Source organism: Erythrobacter sp. RANMB8 (assembly GCF_056848235.1).
The window spans coordinates 367,624-392,345 of the sequence record NZ_JBREHG010000001.1; the positions used below are offsets into that span (position 1 = coordinate 367,624).

15 protein-coding genes are annotated in these 24,722 nt (G+C 67.3%); 7 read left to right on the forward strand and 8 right to left on the reverse strand.

Features of this window, described 5'->3' with window-relative positions:
- Window positions 1–183: 183 nt before the first annotated feature.
- The 8 genes from ACU0AG_RS01650 to ACU0AG_RS01685 all read right to left on the reverse strand — a co-directional run bounded on the left by ACU0AG_RS01650 (window position 184) and on the right by ACU0AG_RS01685 (window position 15,951).
- Window positions 184–3,222 (reverse strand): TonB-dependent receptor, encoded by a 3,039-nt coding sequence (locus tag ACU0AG_RS01650; protein ID WP_482780515.1) that lies wholly within the window; start codon window positions 3,220–3,222, stop codon window positions 184–186.
- Between the two features lie 97 nt (window positions 3,223–3,319).
- Window positions 3,320–4,393 (reverse strand): Rv3169 family protein, encoded by a 1,074-nt coding sequence (locus ACU0AG_RS01655; protein ID WP_482780516.1) that lies wholly within the window; start codon window positions 4,391–4,393, stop codon window positions 3,320–3,322.
- Entirely contained in the window at window positions 4,394–5,443 is a 1,050-nt protein-coding gene (locus ACU0AG_RS01660; RefSeq protein ID WP_482780517.1) for a phosphotransferase family protein, read from the reverse strand.
- Window positions 5,444–5,529: 86 nt separating this feature from the next.
- A complete protein-coding gene (locus tag ACU0AG_RS01665; RefSeq protein ID WP_482780518.1) occupies window positions 5,530–9,318 on the reverse strand; it encodes a DUF4132 domain-containing protein in 3,789 nt (1,262 codons plus the stop codon).
- Window positions 9,319–9,364: 46 nt separating this feature from the next.
- Complete coding sequence (locus ACU0AG_RS01670) at window positions 9,365–10,543, reverse strand: M14 family metallopeptidase (RefSeq protein ID WP_482780519.1); 1,179 nt, start codon at window positions 10,541–10,543, stop codon at window positions 9,365–9,367.
- A 13-nt stretch (window positions 10,544–10,556) separates the two neighbouring features.
- A complete protein-coding gene (locus ACU0AG_RS01675) occupies window positions 10,557–13,610 on the reverse strand; it encodes a TonB-dependent receptor domain-containing protein (RefSeq protein WP_482780520.1) in 3,054 nt (1,017 codons plus the stop codon).
- A 2-nt stretch (window positions 13,611–13,612) separates the two neighbouring features.
- Window positions 13,613–14,566, reverse strand: a complete 954-nt coding sequence (locus ACU0AG_RS01680) for an alpha/beta hydrolase (protein WP_482780521.1) — start codon at window positions 14,564–14,566, stop codon at window positions 13,613–13,615.
- Window positions 14,563–15,951 (reverse strand): dicarboxylate/amino acid:cation symporter, encoded by a 1,389-nt coding sequence (locus tag ACU0AG_RS01685; protein WP_482780522.1) that lies wholly within the window; start codon window positions 15,949–15,951, stop codon window positions 14,563–14,565. The genes ACU0AG_RS01680 and ACU0AG_RS01685 overlap by 4 nt, the downstream gene beginning before the upstream one ends.
- Before the next feature lie 207 nt (window positions 15,952–16,158).
- Here ACU0AG_RS01685 and ACU0AG_RS01690 point away from each other — a divergent pair, with 207 nt between their 5' ends.
- The 7 genes from ACU0AG_RS01690 (at window position 16,159) to ACU0AG_RS01720 (ending at window position 24,705) form a co-directional block, all read left to right on the forward strand.
- The gene (locus tag ACU0AG_RS01690; RefSeq protein ID WP_482780523.1) at window positions 16,159–17,862 is read left to right on the forward strand and encodes a sensor histidine kinase; all 1,704 of its coding nucleotides are present in this window, start codon (window positions 16,159–16,161) and stop codon (window positions 17,860–17,862) included.
- Entirely contained in the window at window positions 17,859–19,214 is a 1,356-nt protein-coding gene (locus ACU0AG_RS01695; RefSeq protein WP_482780524.1) for a sigma-54-dependent transcriptional regulator, read from the forward strand. The genes ACU0AG_RS01690 and ACU0AG_RS01695 overlap by 4 nt, the downstream gene beginning before the upstream one ends.
- Before the next feature lie 75 nt (window positions 19,215–19,289).
- Window positions 19,290–21,020 carry a copper resistance system multicopper oxidase gene (locus ACU0AG_RS01700; RefSeq protein WP_482780525.1) on the forward strand — a complete coding sequence of 577 codons (1,731 nt, stop codon included), beginning with the start codon at window positions 19,290–19,292 and terminating at the stop codon, window positions 21,018–21,020.
- Window positions 21,017–21,919 carry a copper resistance protein B gene (locus ACU0AG_RS01705; protein WP_482780526.1) on the forward strand — a complete coding sequence of 301 codons (903 nt, stop codon included), beginning with the start codon at window positions 21,017–21,019 and terminating at the stop codon, window positions 21,917–21,919. Before ACU0AG_RS01700 ends, ACU0AG_RS01705 begins: the two co-directional genes overlap by 4 nt.
- Before the next feature lie 23 nt (window positions 21,920–21,942).
- Window positions 21,943–22,329, forward strand: a complete 387-nt coding sequence (locus ACU0AG_RS01710; RefSeq protein ID WP_482780527.1) for a copper resistance protein CopC — start codon at window positions 21,943–21,945, stop codon at window positions 22,327–22,329.
- Window positions 22,330–22,442: 113 nt separating this feature from the next.
- Window positions 22,443–23,597: a tetratricopeptide repeat protein gene (locus ACU0AG_RS01715; protein ID WP_482780528.1), complete on the forward strand. Its 1,155-nt coding sequence runs from the start codon at window positions 22,443–22,445 to the stop codon at window positions 23,595–23,597.
- A 13-nt stretch (window positions 23,598–23,610) separates the two neighbouring features.
- Window positions 23,611–24,705 (forward strand): tetratricopeptide repeat protein, encoded by a 1,095-nt coding sequence (locus ACU0AG_RS01720; protein ID WP_482780529.1) that lies wholly within the window; start codon window positions 23,611–23,613, stop codon window positions 24,703–24,705.
- Window positions 24,706–24,722: the final 17 nt, after the last annotated feature.

Sequence of the window (24,722 nt, forward strand, 5' to 3'; positions counted from 1 at the left end):
GGGGCCTAGAGGGGGTCTAGACGGACCTAGAGTGGCCCTAGGCTGTATCGACATTCAGATGATGACGAGCCGAAAATGGTGCGATTTTCCGGACCCGGAGCGCAGCGGCCTTATTGGCCGTGAGCACCGGAATGCCGGAAAGCGGGCCATTTGCAGGCCGTCAGCGCTGAATGTCGGTGCAGCCTAGAACCTGTATCCCAACCCGAACTGGAACTGCCGCGGCGGGCCGGCATTGCGCTGCACGAGGGGCGCCCCGCCGCCCAGCTGGATCTGGTTCGATGTGGTCGCGGCATTGGCAAAGCCGCTCTGGTTGTTGGCGTTGAGGATGTTGAACACATCCGCGCTCGCCTCGATCCGCCCCCCGAACACCGGCAGCGCGTAACGCACCCCCACATCGATGCTCGCCGACCACGGCAGGCGCGCCGAATTGCGCCCCTCGCCCGGATAGCGGTCCGAATTGCCGAGGAAGTTCTCGCCGAAACTCGCCCCGTCGCCGTTCAGATCCTGCGTCCCGAAAATCGCCGCATCGGGCACCAGATTGACCGGCTGGCCCGACTGGAACAGCCCCGCCAGCGTCAGAGTCAGCCCTTCTGCCGGATAGAGGTATCCCACCGCCGAAATCACGTGCCGCCGGTCATTCGCCGATGGGCCCCATTCGGTGCTGAAATCATTGGCGTTCGCAGCGCGGAAATTGATGTCGTCGGTATCGTTCTTCAGGCTTGAGAGCGTGTAGCTGACGCGGAAGGCGTAATCATCATCGCCGCGCGCCTTGTTGGCTTGCAGGATCAGCGCGAGATATTCGGCCTCGCCTTCGGTTTCGGAAACGGTGATCTGCCGCGCTCCGCCCGCCACCAGCGCCACCGGGCGGGAGGCATCGGCAGCCGCCTGCGAGCGCACCAGACCAAGGCTCTGCGCCAGCGCAAACCGCGCCGCATTGTCGGGCAGGGCGCGCAGGGCCGCGATGTTGGCATCGGTCAGATTGGCAAGGTTGGGCGAGAAGGGCGCAGGGGCGTTCAGATCGCGCAGCCGCACCAGATTGCGCGAGCGGCTGTAGAGCGCATCGACCGACAGGGTCAGCGTGCCTGTCGCCTGATACTGGTATCCGCCGCTGACCTGCACGCTCCATGGATTGTCATAGCCGGTGGGGCTGAGAATCCGCCCCTCCCCCAGCGTCGCCGTATCGCGCAGCGCCTGCACCTGTGCAGGGGTCGGGCAGGCGGCCACGGTGGCGCAGGGCGGGGTAACGGTGAGGTTGCCGTCGAAGGTCAGATCATCGAGATCGACCCCCGCCGGAATCGCGCCTGCCGCCTGCAATTGCGCAAGCTGCGCGCGGAAACCCGGCGCGGTGGTGTTCCGCTGGAGCGCGTCCGACACCACCGCATAGGACAGCTTGCCGGTGAAAATCCCCGCGCCGAAGCGCACCGATGATCGCGCATCGGGCTGCCAGTTGAGCGCGAGGCGCGGCGCGATATTGTCGGCATCGCCATTGCCGCCGCCCTGTTCTGTCAGGGTGTCGTAATCCCAGCGCAGGCCCAGCGTCGCGGTGAGCGTGGGCGACAGCTGCCATTGGTCCTCAAGATAGAAGGCCAGCAGCGTCTGCCCCGTGCCAAAGCTTTGCGGGCGCAGTTCGACCGCGTAATTCGCCACCACGGGATTGAGCGCCAGCACATCCTGCGCCCCCAGCGCAAGGCCCCGCCCTGCAAGGCTGGCGAGCTGCGCGGCGGTGAGATCAACCGTGAAATTGCCCGCCGGATTGCCCCCGCCCAGCAGCGCGAAATCGGACCGGATGACATCTGCGCCCAAGCGCAGGGTGTGCGCCCCGAAGGCGCGTTGCAGCCGGTGGGTGGTCTGCCATGTCTCTTCAAGATTATCGAACACGAAGCCGGGGTTGCCGACCACCGCGGCGACCAGCCCGCTGGGGTCGCGCACCACCACCTGCGGCCCCGGCGCGCCCGCCGCCTCGCCATAATCCCAGCGGAAGCGGCTGAACTGCACCGCCCCGTCGTAAGACCAGTCATTGCCGGCATAGCTCGCGGTCGCAGCCAGCAGCGTGGAGAACCGGTCCTGCGTGGACCCTGCCGAAGGGAAGGTGGCATTGCCCCCGCCCAGTCCGCCGCCGGGCCGGTCGATGGTGACGCGGCCAATGTTGCCGCGCAGGCCCAGCGTCCAGTCCGCGGTCAGCCGGTGGTCGATCCGCAGCGAGGCGAGGTGGAAGGTGTTGTTGCCGGTGACGGTGTCGACAATCCCCAGCGTCGGCGCATCCACCACCTGCGTGTTGCGATCGCGGGTATATTCGTAATTGGCGTAAAAGAAGGTCTTGTCGCGGGCAATAGGCCCGCCCACGGCGAAGCCTGCCTGATAGCGTTCGAAGCTCTCGCCAACGGGGTTGCCCGACAGGTCGCGGCGGGGGAAGGGCGATCGGGAGTCGAGCGGCCTGCCGGGTCGGATCAGGGAATAGACCTCGCCGGTAAATTCATTGCTGCCCGAAGGGGTGGTATAGTTAACTATGCCATTGGCGGTGCGCCCGTAAGCCGCCGAGTAGGAATTGGCCAGCACGGTCACTTCGCGGGTGAAGCCCAGCGGCACGGGGAATTTGATCCCGCCCAGAAAGTTCTCGTTATTGTCCAGCCCGTCGATCAGGTAATTGGTATCGAGGCCGTTGGATCCGTTGATCGCAATCGAGGGCGCTTCGGGGAAGAACCCGGTGGAGGGGACAACATTGGGCAGGCGCACCAGCGCGCCCAGCACGTCGCGGCCCTCGATCGGCAGCGCGACCAGCTGTTCGCGGCCCAGCGAGGCGGAAATTTCGGCATTGGCGGTGTTGAGCCCGGTAATGGCGCGGGCGGCGGTCACGGTGATGCCGGCACCGTCAGCCGGCGCGAGTTGCAGGATCACGCTGCGGGCGAAGTTGGCGCGCAGTTCCACCGGCTGCGCGGCGAGCGCGGCGTAGCGATCCGACGCGGGGACCGAGACGAGATATTCGCCCGCCGTGCTCAACCCGTCCAGCCGCGCCGTGCCGCGCGCATCGGTGCGCAGGGTGCGGGCAAGACCGATGGCGGGGTTGGCAATGGCAACCTCGGCCCCGGCGACCGGCGCGCCTTCGGCATCGACCACCACGATCTCGATCCCCGCCTGCTGCGCCATGGCAGGCGCGGCGGGCAACAGGCTGGCGGCGGCCAGCACGGCGGTGGCGGTGCTGATCCGCAGGGCGGCGGCGATCATGGTATTCCCCTGTGTGTTGGTGCGGCACGCAGCGACATGCCGCGCGCGTTTGCGCGTCATTCGTGCGGGCGCGGCGAAAGGTTACGGCTGCTTCGTGTCAGGGCGCATCGGCAATGCCCGTCAGCCCCAGCGGCGCGTAATCGCCGATGGCAAGCTGTTCGAACACCCCCATGCCGCGCTCGCCCGCGCTGGTGGTGACACGGCACAGCAGCTGCACGTGGAGGTTGTCGGGCCGGGCGGGGTCGATGGTGGCAAGGTCGATATCCTCGCGCTCCACCGCCAGCGTGCCGTGGTCCATGCCGTGACCCCACTTGGGCGAGGTATAGCCCAGCCCGCGCATCTGGAACCGGCTGACGGGTTCGAGCGTGATCGTCTCCCCGCCGATGGCGAGCGTGCTGGCAGCGGGCCAGCGGGTGCCGGGGGCAAGCTGCGTGGCAAGGTGCGGCGTGTGGCTTTCGGTGAAGGCTTCGGGGCCGTTGCCATCGGGTGCGATCACGGCGCGGGTGTTCCACGGCGTCCCATCGGCATGGGCATTCAGGTGGAAGAAGATGCTGCGGGCGGGCAGGTTGATCGGGGTCCATTGCCAGAAGAATTGCGGCACCCGCGCCGGCGCCTGCGGATCGGCCGCGCCCACCGGCCGCACGCCCCAGCTGCGGTCCCGCGTGCCGGCTGTGCCGGGGGCGAGCACCGTGCGCACCCCGTCAACTTCGATCCAGCCTTCGTAATGGCCGTTCTGGGTGAGGCGGGTGTAATCCATCACCGTGCGCGGCCCGATGCGCCAGGTGAAGCGCGGCTCCTCGATCGGGAAGGCGCGCCCTGTAAAGGTGATGTCGGCGGCCAGCCCCTCCCCTTCCACGATCACCCGCAGGCGGTGGAGCGGCTCGACAATTGCGATCCGGATCGGCCCGCAGGCCAGTTCCATCCGCTCCATGCCCAGGCGGCGGCTGGCGTGGAGGCAGTGCTGCACGCCGCCCCGCACCACGCAGAAATGCGCGTCGGCCACGTCAAGGTGCGGATAGACCCCGAAGGCGACCGCGAAAAACCCCTCGCCATCGGGCGCGTAGCCGTTGAAGAAATAGCGGTCGTAGAAATTGCGGTCCGTGCCCGCATAGGCAACCGGATCGGGCGTCTGGTGGAGCGGGTAATCATCGCCGCGGCTCAAAGCCATCATCTATCCCTTCGTCATCAGATCAAGGCTGCCGTGTTCCAGACACAGCGCGCAGGCGCCGCGGGCCATCGACAGGAAATTGGCATCGCCCCGCTCGGTGCGCACCACGAAAGCGGCGCTGAACACCGCGGTGGAAACGCCGTGGAGCGCGCCCAGCACATAATCGCGCCAGATCGCCTCCACACTCAGCGGCACGCCCCGTGCGGTCATTTCGGCGCAGTAAAGCTCCAGCAATTCGCGCTCATGCGCGCGCCGCAGCGTGTCGCCGATCCCGCAGCCGAGGAAATAGCCCACATCGGTGAGGCCATTGCCGATGGCGAGCGTCTGCCAGTCGAGCACCGCCACGCCTTCGGCCCCGCCCTTGATGTCGAACAGCACATTGTCGAGCCGGAAATCGCCATGGACGAGGCTGACCTTGTCGTGCACGCGCTCGGTCGCGGCGGTGACTTCGGCCAGCGCCTCGCACAGGGCCATGTATTCAGGCTCCAGCACGCCGGCATAGCGTTCCCGGAACACCGCCTGCGCTTGGGGATAGAGCGCCCTGACCTGCGCGGCGGCGGCGGGATCGGGTTGCAGCCAGTCGAGATCGAGCATCGCCGGATTGTGCCAGCTTGGCGCATGGAGCGCGGCGGCCTGCCTGATCACGGCGCGGGCATCGGCCAGCGAACAGCCGGCAATCTGGTTGCCCCCTCGCGCCGGGCCCAAATCCTCGAACAGCAGGAAGAAACTGCCGCCATCATCGGCCATGCCGGCAAACAGCACTTCGGGCGTGCGCACCGGCAATTGCGGGGCGAGTTCGCGGTAGAAGCGCACTTCTTTCGCATAGAGCCCCAGCATCGCCGCCGTGCCGCGGCTGGTGGGATCGGCAGCGGCAAACTTGCCCGCCAGCGTCGGCGGCCCTTCCCCCCCGTCCCAGTCAAAGGTGAAGCGCACCGAATCGCCCACCTGCCCGGTGCCGATCGCCTCCCACCGCCACGCGGCAGGCGCACGCCCCAGCACGCTGGCCCAGAAGGCGGGCGTGATCGCGTCCGGATGCTCCGGAAATTGTGGCATATCTCTCTCCCGCCGCCGACGATAGCAGCGGCGGGCAGCACGGCAAGGCGCAGAATGGGTGGTCGGATCAGCCGTTCAGCCGCGCCTCACCAAGGGCTGATTTTCTCCCATTCGGGATCGAACGCGCCCTTGGCTGCCACCGCGTGATAATCCGCCCAGCACTCCGCCAGCATCACCGGCGGCACGTGTTTCAGCAGATAGTCGCCGCGGTGCCCGGCCTTGCTGAAGGTCAGTTCCTTCAGCGCCAGCGGCAGGTTCTCGTCCACCGCATAGGAACCGGTGTGCCAGATCGTCGCGGTGATCCCGTGCGAGGGGAAGGACTTCACATATTCGTGGCACCCGCCGCTGTCGCGCATCACGCGCTGATAACCGCGCTTTTCCGCCGCGCCGCGCATGGTCAGGCTGTCAGCCGCCCAGCCCTGCCGGTCGGTGATCGCTGCGGCTTCGGCAAGCTCGGCGGTCAGGGGCGCGCGCACAGTATCGAACTGGGCGATGAAGGGCCTGATCTCGTAATCCGCAAGGTGCGCGATCCACGCCTTGCAGGTCACATCGTCCACCAGCGCACCATGGGCGAGGCGCACGGCGGCGAAGGCGTCGATATCGACATCATTGTCGGCAGCGTCGGTGAAATCGCCTTCCTGCGTCGGGCGGAACAGGCCTTGCGGTGCGCCGTCTGCATCCAGCCCCTGCCACACCAGCCGTTCGACCAGACGGCGCATCACCGGATGCTGGTGGAAGGCCAGCCGCCAGTCGGCCACCGGCCATTGGCGTTCGACGCACATCGCCTCGAACAGGCGTTCGCCTTGCAGGGTGATGATCTGCGCCAGTTCCTTTTTGGCAGCGGCAAAGGCTTTCTTCGATTCCTTCGTATTCTCGTCATCGCCCGCAGGCAGGGCCTTCACCGGCTTGCCATCGGGGTTGAACAGGTGGATCGCCAGCGCCGCATCGAGCCGCGCCACATAAGGCTTTGCATCCTCGCCGCAGGGCAGCTCAAGCTCGCCGTCATCGTCGAACCCGGCAGCGGGCACGGTGCGGTCGGCCAGTTCATCGACGCTCCAGCCGCGATCCTCGGCAAAGCGGGCGGCGATTTCGGCGGCGCGGGCCTGCGTGCTTTTCTGCTTCAAGCGGGTGGAAGCGGCGATCACCACCTGCAAGGCAGCGGGCGCGCCGGTCCCCGCCAGCGCCTCCAGCAGCGCCATCGCCTGATTGGAACGGCGCCCGTGCTTCTTCAGGAACCAGCGCACGCGGCCCGCCGCCCACACCGGATCGGCGCGGCAGGCGAGCGCCAGCAGGCCCTTGGTGTCGGCGCCGGAATTGACCAGCTCACCCATTTTCTGGCGGGCGATCATGGCGATCAGCGCGGCCTGACCTTCGGGCGGCATGTCATCGCCGCGCAGATAGCGGCCCTGATACATGGCATAGTGGCCCATGAAGGTCGCCTTGGCATAGGCGGTCGCCTCGTCCAGCGTGGCGGCGGCGGTATCGTAGGCGATCCAGCTTTCCAGCACCCAGCCCGACAGCGCCTTGGCATCTTCGGGCACAAGCTGGTCGAGATAGATGCCGAACTGCCCGTGCGCGCCGGGGTCTTTCAGCCGGATGGCCAGCGCCAGCCAGTATTCGACCACCGCCAGCGGCACGGTGGCCCCATCCCTGAACCGCAGCTGCGGCAAGCCGCGTGTCACCAGCCATTCGGGCAGTTTGGGCGGGGTCTTGGCATTGGCCTTTTCCGCCTCGGCAATCAGCGAGGCCGGGCCGATCACGTCCGAAAGATCGGCCCCCAGCCGTTCCAGCGCGATGATCAGCGCGGCGCGGACGGGATCGGATTTCTCTTTCTTCAGCCGCGCCCGCAGCGCCTTTTCGCTGCCGGTCGAGCGGATATCGGCAAGCCAGCCTGCGGCATTGATCCGCACCGGCTGGCGCTTGTCATCCAGCAGCGGCTCGATCCGCTTGGGCAGGTCTGTCGCAGCCCGCAGCAGCGCCATGGCTTGCAGGCGCAGCGGGCGCTTTTCGGCGACCGCGATTTCGATGAGGCGCGGCAGATAGCGCTGCGGCACCGCTGGCAGCATCGCCAGCACGGTCAGCGTGCGGTCCAGCGGGACAGGGCGCGGCGCGGGGCGCAGGCCGAGCGCCTCGTCGAACACATCCATATTGTCCGCCAGCCACGGCCACACCGCATCGCCCGCCAGCGCATCAAGCGCGGTAAAGGCGCGGTCGGGGCCATAGCTGTCGGGCGAACGGGTAAGGATCGCCCGCAAGTCTTCTGCGGTGGCGAGATCACGCAGGTCGAAGCGGTTTTGCGCGCTCCATTCGCGCAGCAATTCAGGGCCGAACTGTTCGTGCGGATAGGTGGCATAGCCCAGCCCCAGCAGCGCGCGCACATCGCCATAGGCCGAGGCATTGAGAATGCGCAAGCCCGCCGCCAGCGGCAGCGGCTCCAGCACGCTGCGCAGCCATTTGCGCCCTTCGGGATGGGCGCGCACTTCCTGAACCAGGATCCGCACCGGATGAAGCCTGCCCGCCTCCGACGCTTCCCGCGGGATCGGCGCGGCTGCGGTGAGCGTGGCAAAGGCGCCCTCGATCTCGTCGCGGGTAAAGGGCGGCGGCGGCGGGTTGGAACGCGAATAGCGCTGGTTGTAATCCTCGGTGCGCTGCCGGCGGAAGGCCTCGATCACCTCCATCAGCGCGACAAAGCCGATGCAGGCTTCATCCGATGGCGCGGGGATGGTGTCGCTGCCGGTGTCGCGGCGCGGCGGCACGGCGATGGCCTCGCCGGTGATCGCCAGATAGCCGCCCTCCCCCACCTCGACCTCGTCCGAGACAGCCTCGATCTCGATGATCGCGGCAATCGCGGCCTGCACCTTGGCGGCCTTTTCCACCCTGGCGCGGGCTTCCAGCAGGGCGATGATCTCAGGCGCTGCCGCGCGCCCCGCCGCCTCGACCAGCGCGTGGCGGGTGTCGATGTCGCCGGTGGCAAGATGCCGTTCGAGCACGCCGGGCAGATGCGCCGGATCCAGCCGGGCCAGCGCCGATGCGGCATGGGCGCGGTCGGTCTTGTCGAAGGGCTTTGTCAGCATGGCCACCAGCAGCGCCTCGATCTCGGGCACATCGGCGACCTTGTGGTGTTCGATCAGGTTGATGGCGCCCGCGCGGTGATTGGGCTGGGCCTTGCGCACCGCTTCGGCCAGCGCGGCGGGATAGGTGCGCAGGTATTTCGCGCAAGTCTCGCTTGCCGCCCAGCTGTCGGTGAGAGTCGATACGAACCGGGTGTCATCGCGCATCAGCAGCATGGCGAACAGATCGGCCATGGTCCCGCCCGCGGCACGGACATGGGCAAATGCGGCCTCCAGCGGGATCGCCGCGGCCCAGTCGATCCGGTAATTGATCATCAGCTTGTGCAGCCCGCCGCCGAGCATCGCCGAAAGCCCCTTCAGCACCAGTTCGCGGGCATCGGGTTTCTGGTTCCACGCCACATGGATCTGGCGGGCAGCGGCGCGGATTTCGAGAAGGCGCACGATCTGCACGCCATCGGCGATCTCGCCCCTTGCCACCGCCAGATTGGTCGCGCCCTGCATATCGTGGATCGAAGGCTTGGCCATCTGGTAGGCCGAATTGCCGCGCAGGTTCTCCTGCGCCAGCGGGGCCATCGCAGCGAGCAGTTCGCGGTCTTCGCCGGTGGTGACAAACCGCAGGGCGCGGCGGCCGAACCCGCGGGCGTAGAATTCCAGCCGCTGCAATTCTGCCACGAGGGCGGGATGGAGTGCGGTGGTATCGACCGGCGGCTGCGCGGCTTCGGTCAGTGCGGCCTGCACCGCCTCGCCGATCGCCGCCAGCCCCTTGCGCCCGAACACCTTGCGGAACACCCCGTCTGCAACCATTGCTTGCCCCTTTTTCACAGAGGCCCTGCCAATAGGCTGAAAAGGGTTAATTTTTCGAGGTATCGAGCACCGTCAGCAGCCGCCCGGCGAAGAACCGCGCCGCATCGCGGGTGGCGGCGCGATCGGCATTGTCGCCGACTTCGTAGGTGTAGGCGGGGATCGCATAGGTCTGGTGAAACCAGTTCTTGGTGGTCCCGCTGCCGGGGTTGGCATTGCGCGGTTCGAGCGTGAAGGGATAGCCCGGCACCGCCCCCTCCTGCCCGCCCAGCCATGCCGCAAGGAAGGCCTGCTGCGCCGCATCCGCTTCGCCCGGCCCCTGCACGTAGAACAGGTTGCGCGATGTGGAGTGGAAATCCACCATCAGCACCGGGCGCACACCCTGCGGCAGGGCATCGAGCCATGCCTTGACGGCGCGGGTTTCGGGCTGGGTGAAGCTGCCCCAGTCGCGGTTGAGATCCACCGCGCCGCGATTGGCACGCCAGTGGCCGCGCGCGGTGCCATCGGGGTTGAGCATCGGCACGATCAGGAACTGCACATCGTCAGGCACCCGCCCCGCCGCCTGCACCAGCGCATCGACGAAGGCCTGCATCGCGACCGCGCCGGTCACTTCGGGCGGATGCTGGCGGCCGATCAGCACCACCAGCCGCGATGCATCGGCCCGCCCCAGCCGGATCGCCTCGATCGGGCGACCATCATGCGAAGCCCCCAGCGTGAACACCGGCGCGCCGCTCGCCGCGCTCCAGCGGGCAAGGCTTTCCCGCGCCAGCTCCGGCGTCAACAGCTCCTGCGCGGCAACGACACCGCCCCGCCCCGGCAGCGAAATCCGGGCGCTGGCCCCATCATCGCCAACCTCTGCCGGAAGGGTGCGCCAGTTGCCATCCTGCGCGAATTTCGGCGCATAGCGGTGCCGCCCGCCAAGATAGCGCAGCGTCACCGTGACCGGCGCATCGCCCTCAGCCTGATAACGGAAGGCATACCACGGGCTGGGATTGATCGGGGGGGCATGTTCGGGGGTGACGAGCACGGTAAAATCGCGCTCCCCCGTCACCGCGCAGGCCGAGGCCGAAGCGCCCTCGAAATCGAAATGGAGGCTCGCCGAAGCCGTGCGGCAGGCCATGCCTGCAACAATGGCGGAGGAAGGCGCCGACGGGGGAGGCGGGGTCGCGACGCACGCCCCCGTCAGCATGGCGAGGCCGGCCCACAGGTATCGCGCTGCAATTCCCATGGGCCGGACCCTATCAGAAGTTCTTGCGAATCTCGAACCGCACCACACGCCCGCGCGGCGAATGCAGCGCGCTGAGGAAGCCGTAGGTTTCGTCAGCCAGCGGCGGATCCTTGTCGAACAGGTTGTTCACCCCCACCCGCAGGCGCGTGCCATCCAGCGGGCCATCGGTGTCGTCGATGGTGAAGGTGAAGGTGGTGTTGATCGTCAGCATGTCGTTCACCCGCCAGAAGTTGGCATTGGGATCATCCGACACGATCGGCACATCGCGGGTCACGCTGGTGTTCCACACCTCGCCCACATATTGCGCGAAGATACCGAGATCGACCGGGCCGCTGCCCCAGTTGACCGCGCCGCTGAAGCGCCACTTGGGCCGCCCGTCGAGTTCAAGCAGCTCGCCCAGACCTTCGATCCGCACTTCGGGCGGCAGCGCGCCGCTGGCCACCGCATCGAGCAGGGTCTGCCCGTCGGCGCCCGCCGACTGGACAAAGCCTTCCAGCCGCGCCGCGTTGAAGCGCAGGCGGAACTTGCCCATCCCGAATTCGGGGACGTTATAGGCAAGCCCGAAATCCCAGCCCTTCGAAACGCGGCTGTCGAGGTTGAGATAGGGGTCAAGCACGCGGATGATGTCGCCCGCAGCGGCAAGGCCCGTGCCGGCATAAAGATCGATCTGTTCCTGCGTCGGATTGGCGCGGATCACGTTCGGGTTGCTGCTGCCGTTCTGGCGCAGCAGCAGATCGAGCGCGATGGCGTTGTCATCGCCGAAGGTGCCGACAAGGCCGGTCTGCTTTACGCGCCAGTAATCCGCCGTGAGCGTCAGGCCGGGGATGAAGCGCGGTTCAAGCACGGCGCCCAGATTGATGCTTTCGCTTTCTTCGGGGCGCAGCTGGTCGGTGCCCGAGCGGAAGCTGATCACGCCTTCGCCCGGACACACGCCAAGGTTGGCAAGCTGCCCGCGGATGACCTGCGCCTGACAGCGCACGAAATCGTCGCGGGTGTTGGACCGGGTGGTGCCTTCGTCGTTGACCTGCACAAGGTTGGGGGCGCGGAAGCCCTGCGACCATGCGCCCCGCAGCATCAGGCCGGGCACCACGCTCCACGATGCCGCGGCACGCGGGACGATGGCGGTCTCGTCGATGTCCTTGAAATGCTCCATCCGGCCCGCGAGCTGGAGGTTGAGCGCGTTGATCAGCGGGATATCCATATCCTCGCTCACCAGCGGGACGAAGCTTTCGAGGAAGGCCGAATAGACCTCGCGCACGCCGCTGGTATCGGGCGATGCGCTGGTGCCGACCACGTCGCTGCCGTCGAACACGCCGGTGACGCTGTCGGTCCAGGTGATGGTGCCGTCAAGCCGCGGGTCGCGATCGTCGAAGAAGGTTTCGCGCCGCCATTCGATCCCCGCTGCAACCCCGACATCGCCGCCGGGCAGCTTGAACACATCGCTGCGGCTGACCTTGAAATCGGCGAGCGCCAGCGACGTGCCGCCGGTGCGGAACACGCTGATACGGAACGGATCGATCGACGACGCCGGGTTGGGCGTGCAATCGCCGTTGTTGGGATCATCGATGCAGCCGCCGTTGAAGGGGTTGTAGGCATCGGGCGTCGAACGGTTGATCGCCTGCTGCAACAGGGTCAGCGACACGCGGTTGCCTTCAAGATCGGTGCTGCGCGCCTCGGAATAGACGAAGCCCGTGTCGAAATCCCACGCGCCGAAATTGCCGCGCAGGCCCGCAACGAGGCGGTAGGAGTCCTTGTCCACATCCACCGTGCGGTTGCCGGCATCGACGAAGCGGTAACGCTCCATGATCACGTCAGCCCCGCCAGCCGGAACCGTCAGGCCCGGCAGGCGGTTGGGGTTGGCCGCGCCACCGGGGAAGGTCACCGGGCCGAACGGGTTCCAGTAGGCGTTGCGCGAAATCCCCACCGGCACCGCGCTGAGGATCGCCGCCGGGGTGATGTTGCGGTTGCTTTCCGAACGGTAATAGGTGCCTTCGAAATAGCCTTCGACGCTGTTGCTGAATTCGTAATTGAACAGCATCGCGGCGTTGATGCGGGTCTTTTCGCTGATCAGCGTGGTGCCGAAGGCGCGGTTGTAACGCACATCGACCGCCGGGTTGTCGCCGTTGCGGGCGCAGATCCCGTTGCCAAGATCCAGACGACAGCCGGGGAAGGATGAAGGCTGGATGTAGAAATCGTCATCGCGGATCGGGGTCTGGTTGTTGTTGGTGATCTGGATGTCGAACTGGCCGAACGGGCCGAAGGTGTTGCGGTTGTTGAACTGCGTATCGCCTTCGAAATCGGTGCCGACCAGCAGCGGGCGCTTGTCATCGTCAGCCGAATAGGCCCGCGCCGAGGCGGGGGTGCCGCTTTCGTAGAAATAGCCGCCATAGACGGTGAGGTTCGCCCGCCCGTCGGCGAAATCGAAGCCGTATCCGCCGTTGACCTGCGTCGTGTACATGCTGGTGCCGTCCGACAGGCGCAGTTCGCCTTCGACAAAGCCGCCCTTGCGGTTGCCGCGCAGCACGGTGTTGACCACGCCCGCCACCGCGTCCGCGCCGTAGATCGCCGAAGCGCCGTCGCGCAGCACTTCCAGCCGCCGCACCGATCCCGGCGCGATTTCGTTGGTGTCGGGGCTGACGACGGGCACCAGCAGCTCGGTCTGGAAACCGGGGTTCAGCACCATGCGCCGTCCGTTGATCAGCAGCAGGGTGTTGCCCGTGCCCAGATCGCGCAGGTTGATCGAGGCGGCATCGCCGCGCGCGTTGTTCGAGGTGACATCGTTCTGTTCGTTGAACGCGACCCCGCCCGCCTGCGGGATGGCGCGGAACAGCTCGTCACCCGACGTCGCGGCGACGTTGGCGATATCGACTTCATCGACCACGGTCACGGGCAGCACATCGTTGATCTTGGCGCCCTGGATCTGGGTGCCGGTGACCACGATCTCGCGCTCCGGTTCGGCGACGGTGGCGGCGGTCGTGACATCCGCCTCCTGCGCGTGGGCGGCGCTGGCGGCGATGATGCTGCCGCCGCACATCAGGACGAGCCTGCTCAGCTTGGTGATCGACATTGCTATTCTCCCCGTTGTTCAATGATTTTGAGTGACCGCGCCCAGTGCGCGAAAAGTTCGGGCCATTGGCTGATGACCTGTTCGGGCTTGCCCAGCCCCCAGCCGTGTCCGCCGTCGCGGAACAGGTGCAGTTCCGCGCTGGCACCCGCAGCGGTCAGCGTCTGGAACAGCAGGATGCCGTGGCCGGGCGGCGTGGTTGTGTCGTCCGCCGCAGCGAAGATGATCGTGGGCGGCGCATCCTTGCTGGCGTAAGTATCCAGCGACCATGCGTCTTCCGCCTTGCTGCCCGCCTTGTCGCCGATGATCTCGCGCCGCGTGCGGGTGGTGTCATAGGGCTTGCGCAGGGTGACGACCGGAAACAGCAGCACCGCGAAATCGGGCCGGGCCGAGACATGCTCGAACCGGTCGGCCCCGGCATAGAGCGGGCGGGCGGGCTGGTAGGCGGTGAAGCCCGCCAGATGGCCCCCTGCCGAAAAGCCCATGATCCCGATTTTGCCGGGATCGACGCCGAATTCGCCCGCGCGGGTGCGGATGATCTTCATCGCCCGCTGCGCATCCATGAAGGGCGCGGTCGAATCCCAGCCATCATTGGGCAGGCGGTAGATCAGTTCGAACACGGTGAAGCCCTGCGCGGCAAGCCATTCGGCAGCGGGCGTGCTTTCCTTCCACAGCTGGATGCGGAAATAGCCGCCCCCGCCTGCCACCAGCACCGCCGCGCCGTTGGGCGTGGCCGGGCGATAGACGCGCATCCGCGGGACCGAGACGTTGGAGACCGCGCCGAAACCTGCGCCTTCTGTGCCGATCTTTTCCGGCCCCGTCACCTTGCCGTTGCCCGGCATCGAACCCGGCCACAGCAGGATTTCCTCGGGAATGGTGGTGGTTTCCTCAGCGACCGCGAGCGCGGGCGTGAGCAAGGCCAGCAATACGGCAAACGCGGCGAGCACGCGGCGCATCATGCCCGTTCCTCAAGCACTTCGGCGATCTTCTCGCTGATCGGGCCGCTGCGTTCATGGCGTTCGATATCCTCTTCGGGCAGCGGCATGGGATTGCCCGCCAGCGCGGCGTTCAGCCGCTCGCGATCCAGCGCGCCTTCCCAGCGCGCCACCACGATGGTCGCCGCGGCATTGCCGATGAAGTTGGTGAGTGCGCGGCATTCGGACATGAAGCGGTCGATACCGAGGATCAGCGCCATCCCCGCCACCGGCACGCCCGGCACCACCGAAAGCGTCGCGGCAAGGATCACGAAGCCCGATCCGGTGACACCCGCCGCGCCCTTGGAACTGATCATCGCCACCAGCACCAGTGTCAGCTGGTCGGCTAGGCTCAATTCCACCCCCACGGCCTGCGCGATGAACAGCGCGGCCAGCGTCATGTAGATATTGGTGCCATCGAGGTTGAAGGAATAGCCCGTCGGCACGACCAGACCGACCACCGCCTTGCGGCAACCGGCGATCTCCATCTTTTCCATCAGGCTCGGCAGCGCGGCTTCGGAGGACGAGGTGCCCAGCACCAGCAGCAGTTCCTCGCGCAGGAACCGGATCAGCGCGACAATCGAAAAGCCGTTGAACCAGCCCACCAGCCCCAGCACCACCAGCACGAACAAGAGCGAGGTGAGGTAGAAGGTGGCGATCAGCGCGGCGAGGTTGGCAAGGCTGCCGATGCCGAATTCGCCGATGGTGAAGGCCATCGCCCCGAAGGCCCCGATTGGCGCGAGTTTCATCAGCATGTGCACCAGCCGGAACACCACCTCGCTGAACGATGCGAGCACATCGGTCACCAGATCGCTCGCCGGACGGGTCATGGCAATGGCCACCCCTGCCAGGATCGCCACCAGCAGCACCTGCAAAATCTGCCCGTCGGTCATGGCGCTGAACAGGGTGTCGGGGATGATGTTGAGCAGGAAGCCGGTGATCGACTGTTCTTCCGCCTTGTCGGCATAATCGGCGACGGCAGCGGTATCCAGCGTCGCGGGGTCGATGTTCAACCCCTCGCCCGGACGCACCACATTGCCCACCACCAGCCCGATGATCAGCGCCAGCGTGGAGAACGTGATGAAATAGGCGAAGGCCTTGCCCGCCACGCTGCCGACTGCCTTCATGTCGCGCATTCCGGCGATGCCGGTGGCAACTGTCAGGAAGATCACTGGCGCGATAATCATCTTCACCAGCTTGATGAAGCCATCGCCCAGCGGCTTCAGGCCCGCACCGAATTCGGGAAACAGGTGGCCGACGGTTGCGCCCAGCGCGATGGCGGTCAGCACCTGCACGTAAAGCTGGCGATAGAACGGCTTTTTCGCCGGAACGGGCGCGGCTTCAGGTGTTATCGCGGCATGAATGACCATCGCGGCCCGCGGCCTCCCCCGGCATTGAACTCTCCAACGGGCACAATCGGGCGGGATGCGGGCGGAAACAAGCGCGTCCGCGCAGTTTGACAGGATCTTTTCTTTTCAGCGCCTTGCTTGCAATGCGGCGGCAGACTGTGCGGAAATCCGCACAAAATCCTTGCCCCCTGTGCGAAAAAGCGCACAGGTGTTCGCAGGAGAGAGGTTTTGACCAACGGGCAGGACAGGCGCAGCCGCTGGCAGCTGGCGACCATCGGGCTGATCGCGGCAGGGCTGATCGCCGCGCTCGCGCTGCTCGGGCTGGACCGCGCCCTGCGGGTGCGCGCGATGGACGAAACCCGCGCCGCCGCCACCAGCCAGGCCGCAATCCTCGCCGCGGGGCTCGAAAGCGAGCTCAACAAGTTCACCCTCGTGCCGCAGGTGCTGGCGACCGATCCCGAAGTCGCCGCGCTGCTGGCAGGCGATACGGCGCGGCGCGATGTGCTCAACCGCCGCCTTGCAGCGCTGGCGCGGCAGACCAATGCTGCGGCGATCTATCTGATGGATGCGCGGGGCATGACACTCGCCGCCAGCAACTGGGACCGGCCCGACAGCTTCATCGGATCGAACTACGGTTTCCGCGACTATTTCGCCGGTGCGCTGAAGGACGGCACCCGCACCGAATTCGCGCTGGGCACGGTCAGTCGCCGCCCCGGGCTTTACCTGGCCGAACGGGTCGGCCCGGCCTCTCGCCCGCTGGGCGTGGTGGCGGTGAAGGTCGAATTCGACAGCCTTGAGGCCAAGTGGCGCAACGCCGAAGACGGGGTGTTCGTGACCGATGCGGGCGGCGTGGTGCTGCTCGCCAGCAATCCGGACTGGCGGTTCCGCTCCGCCGCGGGCGGGGGAACGGCCCGCGATCCGGGCAGAGACCCGGCACGCGACCCGGCACGCGATGCGCTGCGCTTTGGCGTGCGCGAGATCGAGCGGTTCGATCCGCTGGCGGCAGGCCGGGGTGCCTCGCCGGTGCGGATGATCGAGAAGATCCAGCCGATCGCCCCGATCGGGTGGGAGCTGCACCTGCTCGCCGATCCAGCGCCGCGCCTGTCGGTGGCGCTCGCCAACGGGCGGCTCGCCGCGGTCGCGCTGCTGGCGATGCTGGTGGTGGCGGGCGCGGGGCTGTGGGTGTGGCGACGCCAGCGGCAGGCGCGCGCCGCGGCCGAAATCGCCGCCCAGACCGCAACCTTGCGCGAACAGCTGCAACAGGCCAACCGCCTTGCCACGCTGGGCCAGATCACCGCTGGTCTGGGCCACGAAATCCGCCAGCCGCTTGCCGCGATGCGGGTCTATGCCGAAAACGGCCAGCGCCTGCTGGAGGCCGGACGCAAGGGCGAGGCGGCGGAGAATTTCGACCGGATCGCGCAGCTCGCCGGACGGATCGGAGAAATCACCGCCGAACAGCTGCACTTCAGCCGCCGCAGCGCCGACGAGCCGCGCCTGATCACGCTGGGCGAGGTGATCGACGGGTCGCTGCTGCTGCTGCGCGACCAGATCCGCCAGAACGGCATCGTGATCGACCTGCCCCCGCCCGAAGCGTCCGCCACCACCGTGCGGGCGCGCCATGTCCAGCTGGAACAGGTGCTGGTCAACCTGCTCCAGAACGCGGTGCAGGCGTGCGGCGCGGGTGGCGGGCAGATCGCGCTCGCGATCACCGCAGGCGGGGGCATGGTGCGGCTTGCGGTCAGCGACAGCGGCCCGGGCGTGCCGCCGCACCTGCGCGACAGCCTGTTCCAGCCCTTCGTGACCTCGCGCACCGAAGGCATCGGCCTTGGCCTTGCCATTTCGCGCGACATCATGCGCCAGCTGGGGGGCGAGCTTTCCCATGACAGCGGCCCGCAGGGCGCGACCTTCACCATGACGATGCCCGCCGCATGAGTGCCCCCGCGCCCCCTCCCCCTCCCCCTCGCACGCCGCTGCATGTCGCGCTGGTCGAGGATGATCCGCCGCTGCGCGATGCGACAGTGCAGATGCTGACGCTGGAAGGGGCCGAGGTGACCCCCTTCCCCGATGCCCGCGCCGCGCTGGCATGGCTCACCCCCGATTACCCCGGCGTGGTGGTCAGCGATGTACGGATGCCGGGGATCGACGGGATCGCCTTCTTCGCCGCCTTGCGCGAGATTGATCCCGAACTGCCGGTGATCCTCACCACCGGCCACGGCGACATCGCCATGGCGGTGGCGGCGATGAAGAACGGCGCGGCGGATTTCCTGACCAAGCCCTATGCCTCCGCCGATCTGCTGCGCGCCGTGCGGGGCGCGGCCGAGCGGCGGGCGCTGGCGCTCGAAAACCGGGCCTTGCGCGAGGAAGCGGGGCGCAGCGCGGGCAGCGCGATCCCCGGCTCCTCGGCAGCGGCAGAGCGGCTGCGTTCGGTGATCGAAGGCGTCGCACGCTCGGAAATCGATGTGGTGCTGACCGGCCCGGCAGGCACCGGCAAGAGCCATGCAGCGCGGCTGATCCACGATCTCAGCCCGCGCCGCAGCCGGCCCTTCGTGGCGGTCGATGCCGGCGTGCTGGCGCACGAGGATGCCGAACTGCTGCTGTTCGGGCGCGATCCGGCCGCCGGCGCTGCAGGCGGCGGGGGCCTGTCGCGCACCGGCCTGATCGAGCGCGCCAATGGCGGGACGCTGTTCCTCGACGATATCGCCGCTGCCAGTCCGGTGCTGACCGCCAGGCTGCTGGCCGTGGTGGACAAGCGGCAGGTGCTGCCCATCGGTGCAAGCGCCGCGCGCAGGCTGAACCTGCGCATCATCATCGCCCGCCTGTCCGAAGGCGGCGCAGGCACCGACCGCGACCCCGTGTGGCACCGGCTCGGCGCGGTGCAGATCGCTTTCCCGCCGCTGGCCGAACGGCGCGAGGATGTGCCCGAAATCTTCCGCCTGTTCGTGGCCCGCCACGCCCGCGAGCTCGATCTGCCCGCGCCTGCCATCGGCGCGGCGCAGTGGCGTCATGTCCAGTCGCACGACTGGCCGGGCAATCTGCACGAGCTTGGCGGCTATGCCCGCGCCTTCGTGCTCGGCCTGTCGGAAATGGGCGCACCGGCCGGCCTTGCCGCGGGGCAACGCTCGCTCCAGCAGATGGTCGCCGATTTCGAACGCACTGTGCTCGAAGACGCGCTGCGCCAGTGCCGGGGGGATGTCGCGAAGGTGCAGGCCATGCTGCAGGCCCCGCGCAAGACGATCTACGACAAGCTGGCGCGCTACGACCTCAAGCCGGCACGATTCCGGTAAGGCGGGGTTGCGGGCTAAGGCGCAAGGCGATAGCCCCGCCGGATCCACAGAACGCCCCCTTGCGTATAGAGTAACATGACCTTTGCCCCCGTCTCCCGCCGCCATCTTATCGCCGGTCTCGGCAGCGCCGCCGCACTCGCCAGCGTTCCGGCGTGGGCGCAGGGGCACAGCATGCATGGCAGCCGCCATGGCCGCGGCGGGCCGCTGATCCCCGCAGGCTTCGGCGAATTGCGCGGCGATGTGATCGACCTTGCGGTGGGCAGCGGACACCGCATCGTCGAAGGGCGGCGCGGGCCGGGGATTGCGGTCAACGGGTCGGTGCCCGGCCCGCTGATCCGGCTGCGCGAGGGGCAGGATGTCCGCCTCAACGTCACCAACCGGCTGGACAGCGATACCTCCATCCACTGGCACGGGCTGCTGGTGCCGTTCCACATGGACGGGGTGCCGGGCATCAGCTTTCCCGGCATCAGGCCCGGCCAGACCTTCACCTACGAGTTTCCGGTCCGCCAGTCGGGCACCTACTGGTATCACAGCCATTCGGGCCTGCAGGAACAATCCGGCCATTTCGGCCCGCTGATCATCGATCCGGCGGGTGATGAACCGGCGGCGTATGACCGCGACTATATCCTGCTGCTGAGCGATTTCACCCCGCACGATCCGCATTTCATCATGGACCGGCTGCGCAAGGGCGAAGGCTATTTCAACTACCAGCAAACCAGCTGGAGCGATGATTACGCGCTGTCTGCTCAAGAGCGCCGGATGTGGGCGCAGATGCGCATGCCCGCGACCGACATCGCCGATGTCAGCGGATCGACCTACACCTATCTCGCCAACGGGCGCGGGCCGACCGAGGGGCTGGAATACCTGTTCCGCGCCGGAGAGCGCATCCGTCTGCGGATCATCAACGGCGCGGCGCAGACCTTCTTCAATGTCCGCATCCCCGGCCTCGCCATGACGGTGATCGCGGCGGACGGCCAGAACGTGCAGCCGGTCGAGGTTGACGAATTCCAGATCGGCACCGCCGAAACCTATGATGTGATCGTGACCCCCACCGCCGAGGCCTATGCGATCGTCGCCGAAAGCATGGACCGCTCCGGCATGGCGCTGGCCATGCTCGCCAGCCGCCCCGGTGCGCGGGCCGCTGTCCCGCCGCTGCGCAAGCCGCCGCTGCTCGACATGGGCGACATGGGCATGAACCATGGCGGCGGCGGGCATGGGGGGGCCGGGCACAGCATGGCGGGCATGAGCATGCGCGACACCCTGCTGCTGCCGCCCGACGTGAAGGTCGGCCCCGGCATCGACATGGTGGCGATGGAGCCGGTCGACAAGCTGGGCGATCCCGGTCTCGGGCTGCGTGACGTCGGCCACCGCGTGCTCAATTACCGGATGCTCGCCGCGCTGGAGCCGAACCGCGACACGCGGGTGCCCTCGCGCCTGCTCGAACTGCACCTTACGGGCAATATGGAACGCTACATGTGGTCGTTCGATGGCGAGATGTATTCCGCCGTCCACGACAAGCCGATCCGGTTCGCGTGGAACGAGCGGGTGCGGGTCAAGCTGGTCAACAACACCATGATGGCCCACCCGATCCACCTGCACGGGATGTTCTTCGAACTGGTGAACGGGCAGGATGCTGCCCGCCAGCCGCGCAAGAACATCGTGATCGTGCAACCGGGCGCGAGCGCGCAGTTCGATCTTACCGCCAATGAACCGGGCGACTGGGCGTTCCACTGCCACCTGCTCTACCACATGCATGGCGGGATGATGCAGACCGTGACGGTGATGGGGCCGGAGGCAGGCAGGTGAAGCTTCCGTTCGCTGCCCTTGCCGCGATGCTGGCGACCCCCGCGCTGGCGCAGCACCAGCACCAGCACCATGACATGCCCGTGCAGGAACCCGATCCCCACGCAGGCCATGACATGGGCGACATGGCGCAGCCCGATGCCTCCCCCGGCCCGACCATGGAAGCCCCGCCCCCGCCCGAGGCGGGCAGCGGGCCGCCGCGGGCCGCCGATGCGATCTGGGGGGCAGAGGCCATGGCCGCCTCGCGCGAGGATCTGCGCCGCACCCATGGCGATTTTCCGGTGTTCTGGTTTCAGGGCGACCGGATCGAGACGCAGCTGCGCGATGGTGCGGACGCCTACCTGTGGGACATTCGGGGCTATTACGGCGGCCCGACCAGCCGCCTGTGGTTCAAGAGCGAGGGCGAAGGCGACCGGGGCGCCGCGCCCGATGATGCGGAAGTGCAGGCGCTTTATGCCAAGGCGTTCATGCCGTTCTGGGATGTGCAGGCCGGTATTCGCCATGACATTGCCGGGCCGGATACCACCCATGCGGTGATCGGCGTGCAGGGCCTTGCGCCCTACATGTTCGAAGTGGACGCCGCTCTGTTCGTCAGCACCCGCGGCGATATCACCGCCCGCATCGAAGCCGAGATCGACCAGCGCATCACCCAGCGCCTGATCCTCCAGCCGCGCATCGAGGCCAATCTGTCCGCGCAGGACATTCCCCTGCTGGGCATCGGTGCAGGGCTTGACCAGATCGAGGCAGGGGCGCGGCTGCGCTACGAAATCCGGCGCGAATTCGCTCCCTATATCGGTATCGAGCAATCCTTGCGCACCGGCAATGGCGCAGATTTTGCCCGCTTGCGCGGCGAGGCGACTTCCGCCACCAGCCTCGTTGCCGGTATCCGTTTCTGGTTCTGACCCCGCAAAGGACGTATCCCCTCATGCGTATCCCCGCCGTTTTCGCCGCCCTCGCCCTTGCCGCGATCGCGCCTGCCGCGCCGCTGCTGGCCCAGGTGAAGCTCGCCGCATCGACCCCTGTGGCAGGCAAGGAAGCCAAGGCCCCCAAGGCCGTCACGCTCACCTTCGACCAGCCGGTTGATGCCGCATCCGCCTCGGCCAGCATTGTGATGACCGCCATGCCGGGGATGGACAATCACGGCGAGATGGTGATCCGCAACTTCACCGCCAGCTGGTCTGCCGACCGCAAGACGCTGACACTGGCGCTGAAGAAGCCCTTGCCGGCTGGCAGTTATGACGTGCGCTGGCAGGCTGCTGCCGCCGCCGATGGCCGTGCGATGCGCGGCACGGTGACCTTCGACGTGCGCTGACCGGCTAACCCCGCTGCCCCACCTGAACAGGGGGTGTCGGCTGGCAGGGTTCCACTGTATCATCCCCAGCACCCGGCCGGTTTGTCCGGTCTGGCTTCGCGGGGGAGGTCAGGATGCTGCGTCTTTGGTCGGTTCTGTGCGCGGCGGCGTTTGCAATCGCCGCCCCTGCGCAGGCGAACGAGCCTGACAAGGATGCCCAGAAGGCGTGGGACGAAGGCAGCAAGACCTATCGCGCGGGCGATATGCCCGCCACCCGCACCCATTTCCTGAAAGCCTGTGACGGCGGTCATGCGCGGGCCTGTTTCAATGTCGGGGTGATGCTGCGCGACGGCGTGGGCGGCCCGGTCAATCCGTCCGATGCCCGCTGGCGCTTCAGCCGCGCCTGTGCCTACGGCTCTGCGCCCGGTTGCTACAGCTTCGGCAACATGGCGATGGAGGGCCTTGGCGGCGACCGCAACGATCGCGACGCCCGCGAGGCGCATGAACGCGCCTGCAAGGACGGGCTGAACCAGGCCTGCAACAGCCTTGCCGTGCTGGTCGAAGCCGGGCGCGGCGGCAATGCCGATCCGGCGCGGGCGCGCGGGCTTTACAAATCGGCCTGCGATGCGGGCGAGAAATCGGCCTGCACCAATCTCGCCAAGCTGGCAGCGGGCGCGCCGCCTGCCGCCCCTCCACCGTCACAGTCTGCCCGCAGTCAGGCCGATTACCGCATGGGGCTCGATTACTTCAACCGCAGGCTCTACCCCAACGCCTATCAGGTGCTGCGGCCCTTTGCGGATGAAGGCGACACTGCCGCGCAATATGCCGTCGGCTTCATGCACGCCTATGGCGAGGGCGCGGGGCGGGATTATCTGGAGGCGGCCCGGTTCCTCGTCCCTGCCGCCCGCAAGGGGGACAGCAAAGCCGAGGAGCTGCTCGCCCTGATCGGCCCGAACATCCAGCAGGCGCAGTTCGTCTACATGATCGACACCGAAGGGCCGGACATGTCGAGCCTTTCGAGCTTCAGTTACGATGTGGCGGTCTATTGCCAGTTCCGCGGGCCCAACTGCACCACCTGGCGCAGCCGCTACAAGCAGGCCGAACGCGCCAACAACCAGCGCGCCTTTGCCGAACAGATGGCGCGGGCATGGCGGCAGGGCGCGCCCGATGCCCGCTTCGGCAATGATCCGCGGCGCGGCGGGGAAACCTTCGGCGCGTGCCTGCGCCGCCAGATCCGCACCCGCGGCGTGACGGCGGGCAGCACGGTGCTGGATTACGATTGCTTCTGAAAGGGGACACGGCATGGCGAAACGACTGCTAACCGCAATCACGCTCGGCGCAGCGGTGCTGGGGCTGGCAGGCGCGGGCTGGGCCACGGGCAAGCTCAACGGCAGCTTTCCCGATCCGGGCCGCAAGCATTACCAGCGATCCAACTGCCACGGGGTCTATGATCTGCTGGTCACCCGCAACCAGAACGGTGTGAAGCTGTCCTTCGAGGAAGCCAAATTCGCCGACGCCTACGAAGCCAATGCCGAAGCCGGGCAGCCCTGCCCGGTGCCGGACGAGACGCTGCTGTCATGGGCGATCAACCGCGACATTTCGACCGATGCGGCGTTCTACCAGATGACGCGTTATGTGCAGCAAGGCGATCCGGCGGCGCATTACGAACTGGCGCTGGCGGCGATGAGCGGGCGGGTGCCGGAGGTTGACAAAAGCGTCGGCGTGGCGACCCTGAAGGAAGCGGCGCGGCTGGGCGATCCTTCGGCCAACTACCTCGCCGGAATCCTGCGGATGCAGCAAAGCGGGCTCGGCCCCAAGGACGAAGCGGCCGCCATCGCCCATTTCCAGACCGCCGCAAAGGCCGAACATGTCGATGCGCTGTTCATGCTGGGGCTGATGCATGTCGAAGGCATGGGCATCCGCAAGGACCCGGCCAAGGGGCTCGCCTACCTCAAGCAGGCGGCCGAGCGCGGCCATGTCCATGCAACCTTCAGCGCGGCTGATCTGGTCAACCGCGGCGCAGGGGTGAAGGCCGATCACGATCTCGCCTACCGGCTGGGGCGCAACCTTGTCGATCAGGGCGAGGTGGTCGGCGCGGTGATCGCGGCCAGCGCCCTGCTCCAGCGCAAGGACGTGAAGAAGCATCAGGACGAAATCCTGCACTGGATGAAAATCGCCGAGACCCATGGCGATGCGAAGATCAGGGCCGACATGGGCCGCTTCCGCCCGCAGGTGGTGAGCATCTTCGACCGGATGAACGCCCCGCCCGCCTATCGCCCGCGCGAGATCCGCGTCTGCCCGCAGCGCAAGGTCTGCTATGTCGACCGGTCGACAGGGGCGCGCAATTCGTGCCACACCTATGTCGATTACTGGAACGACTGCAACACCAACCCCTGACGCGCCGCCCCGCCTTT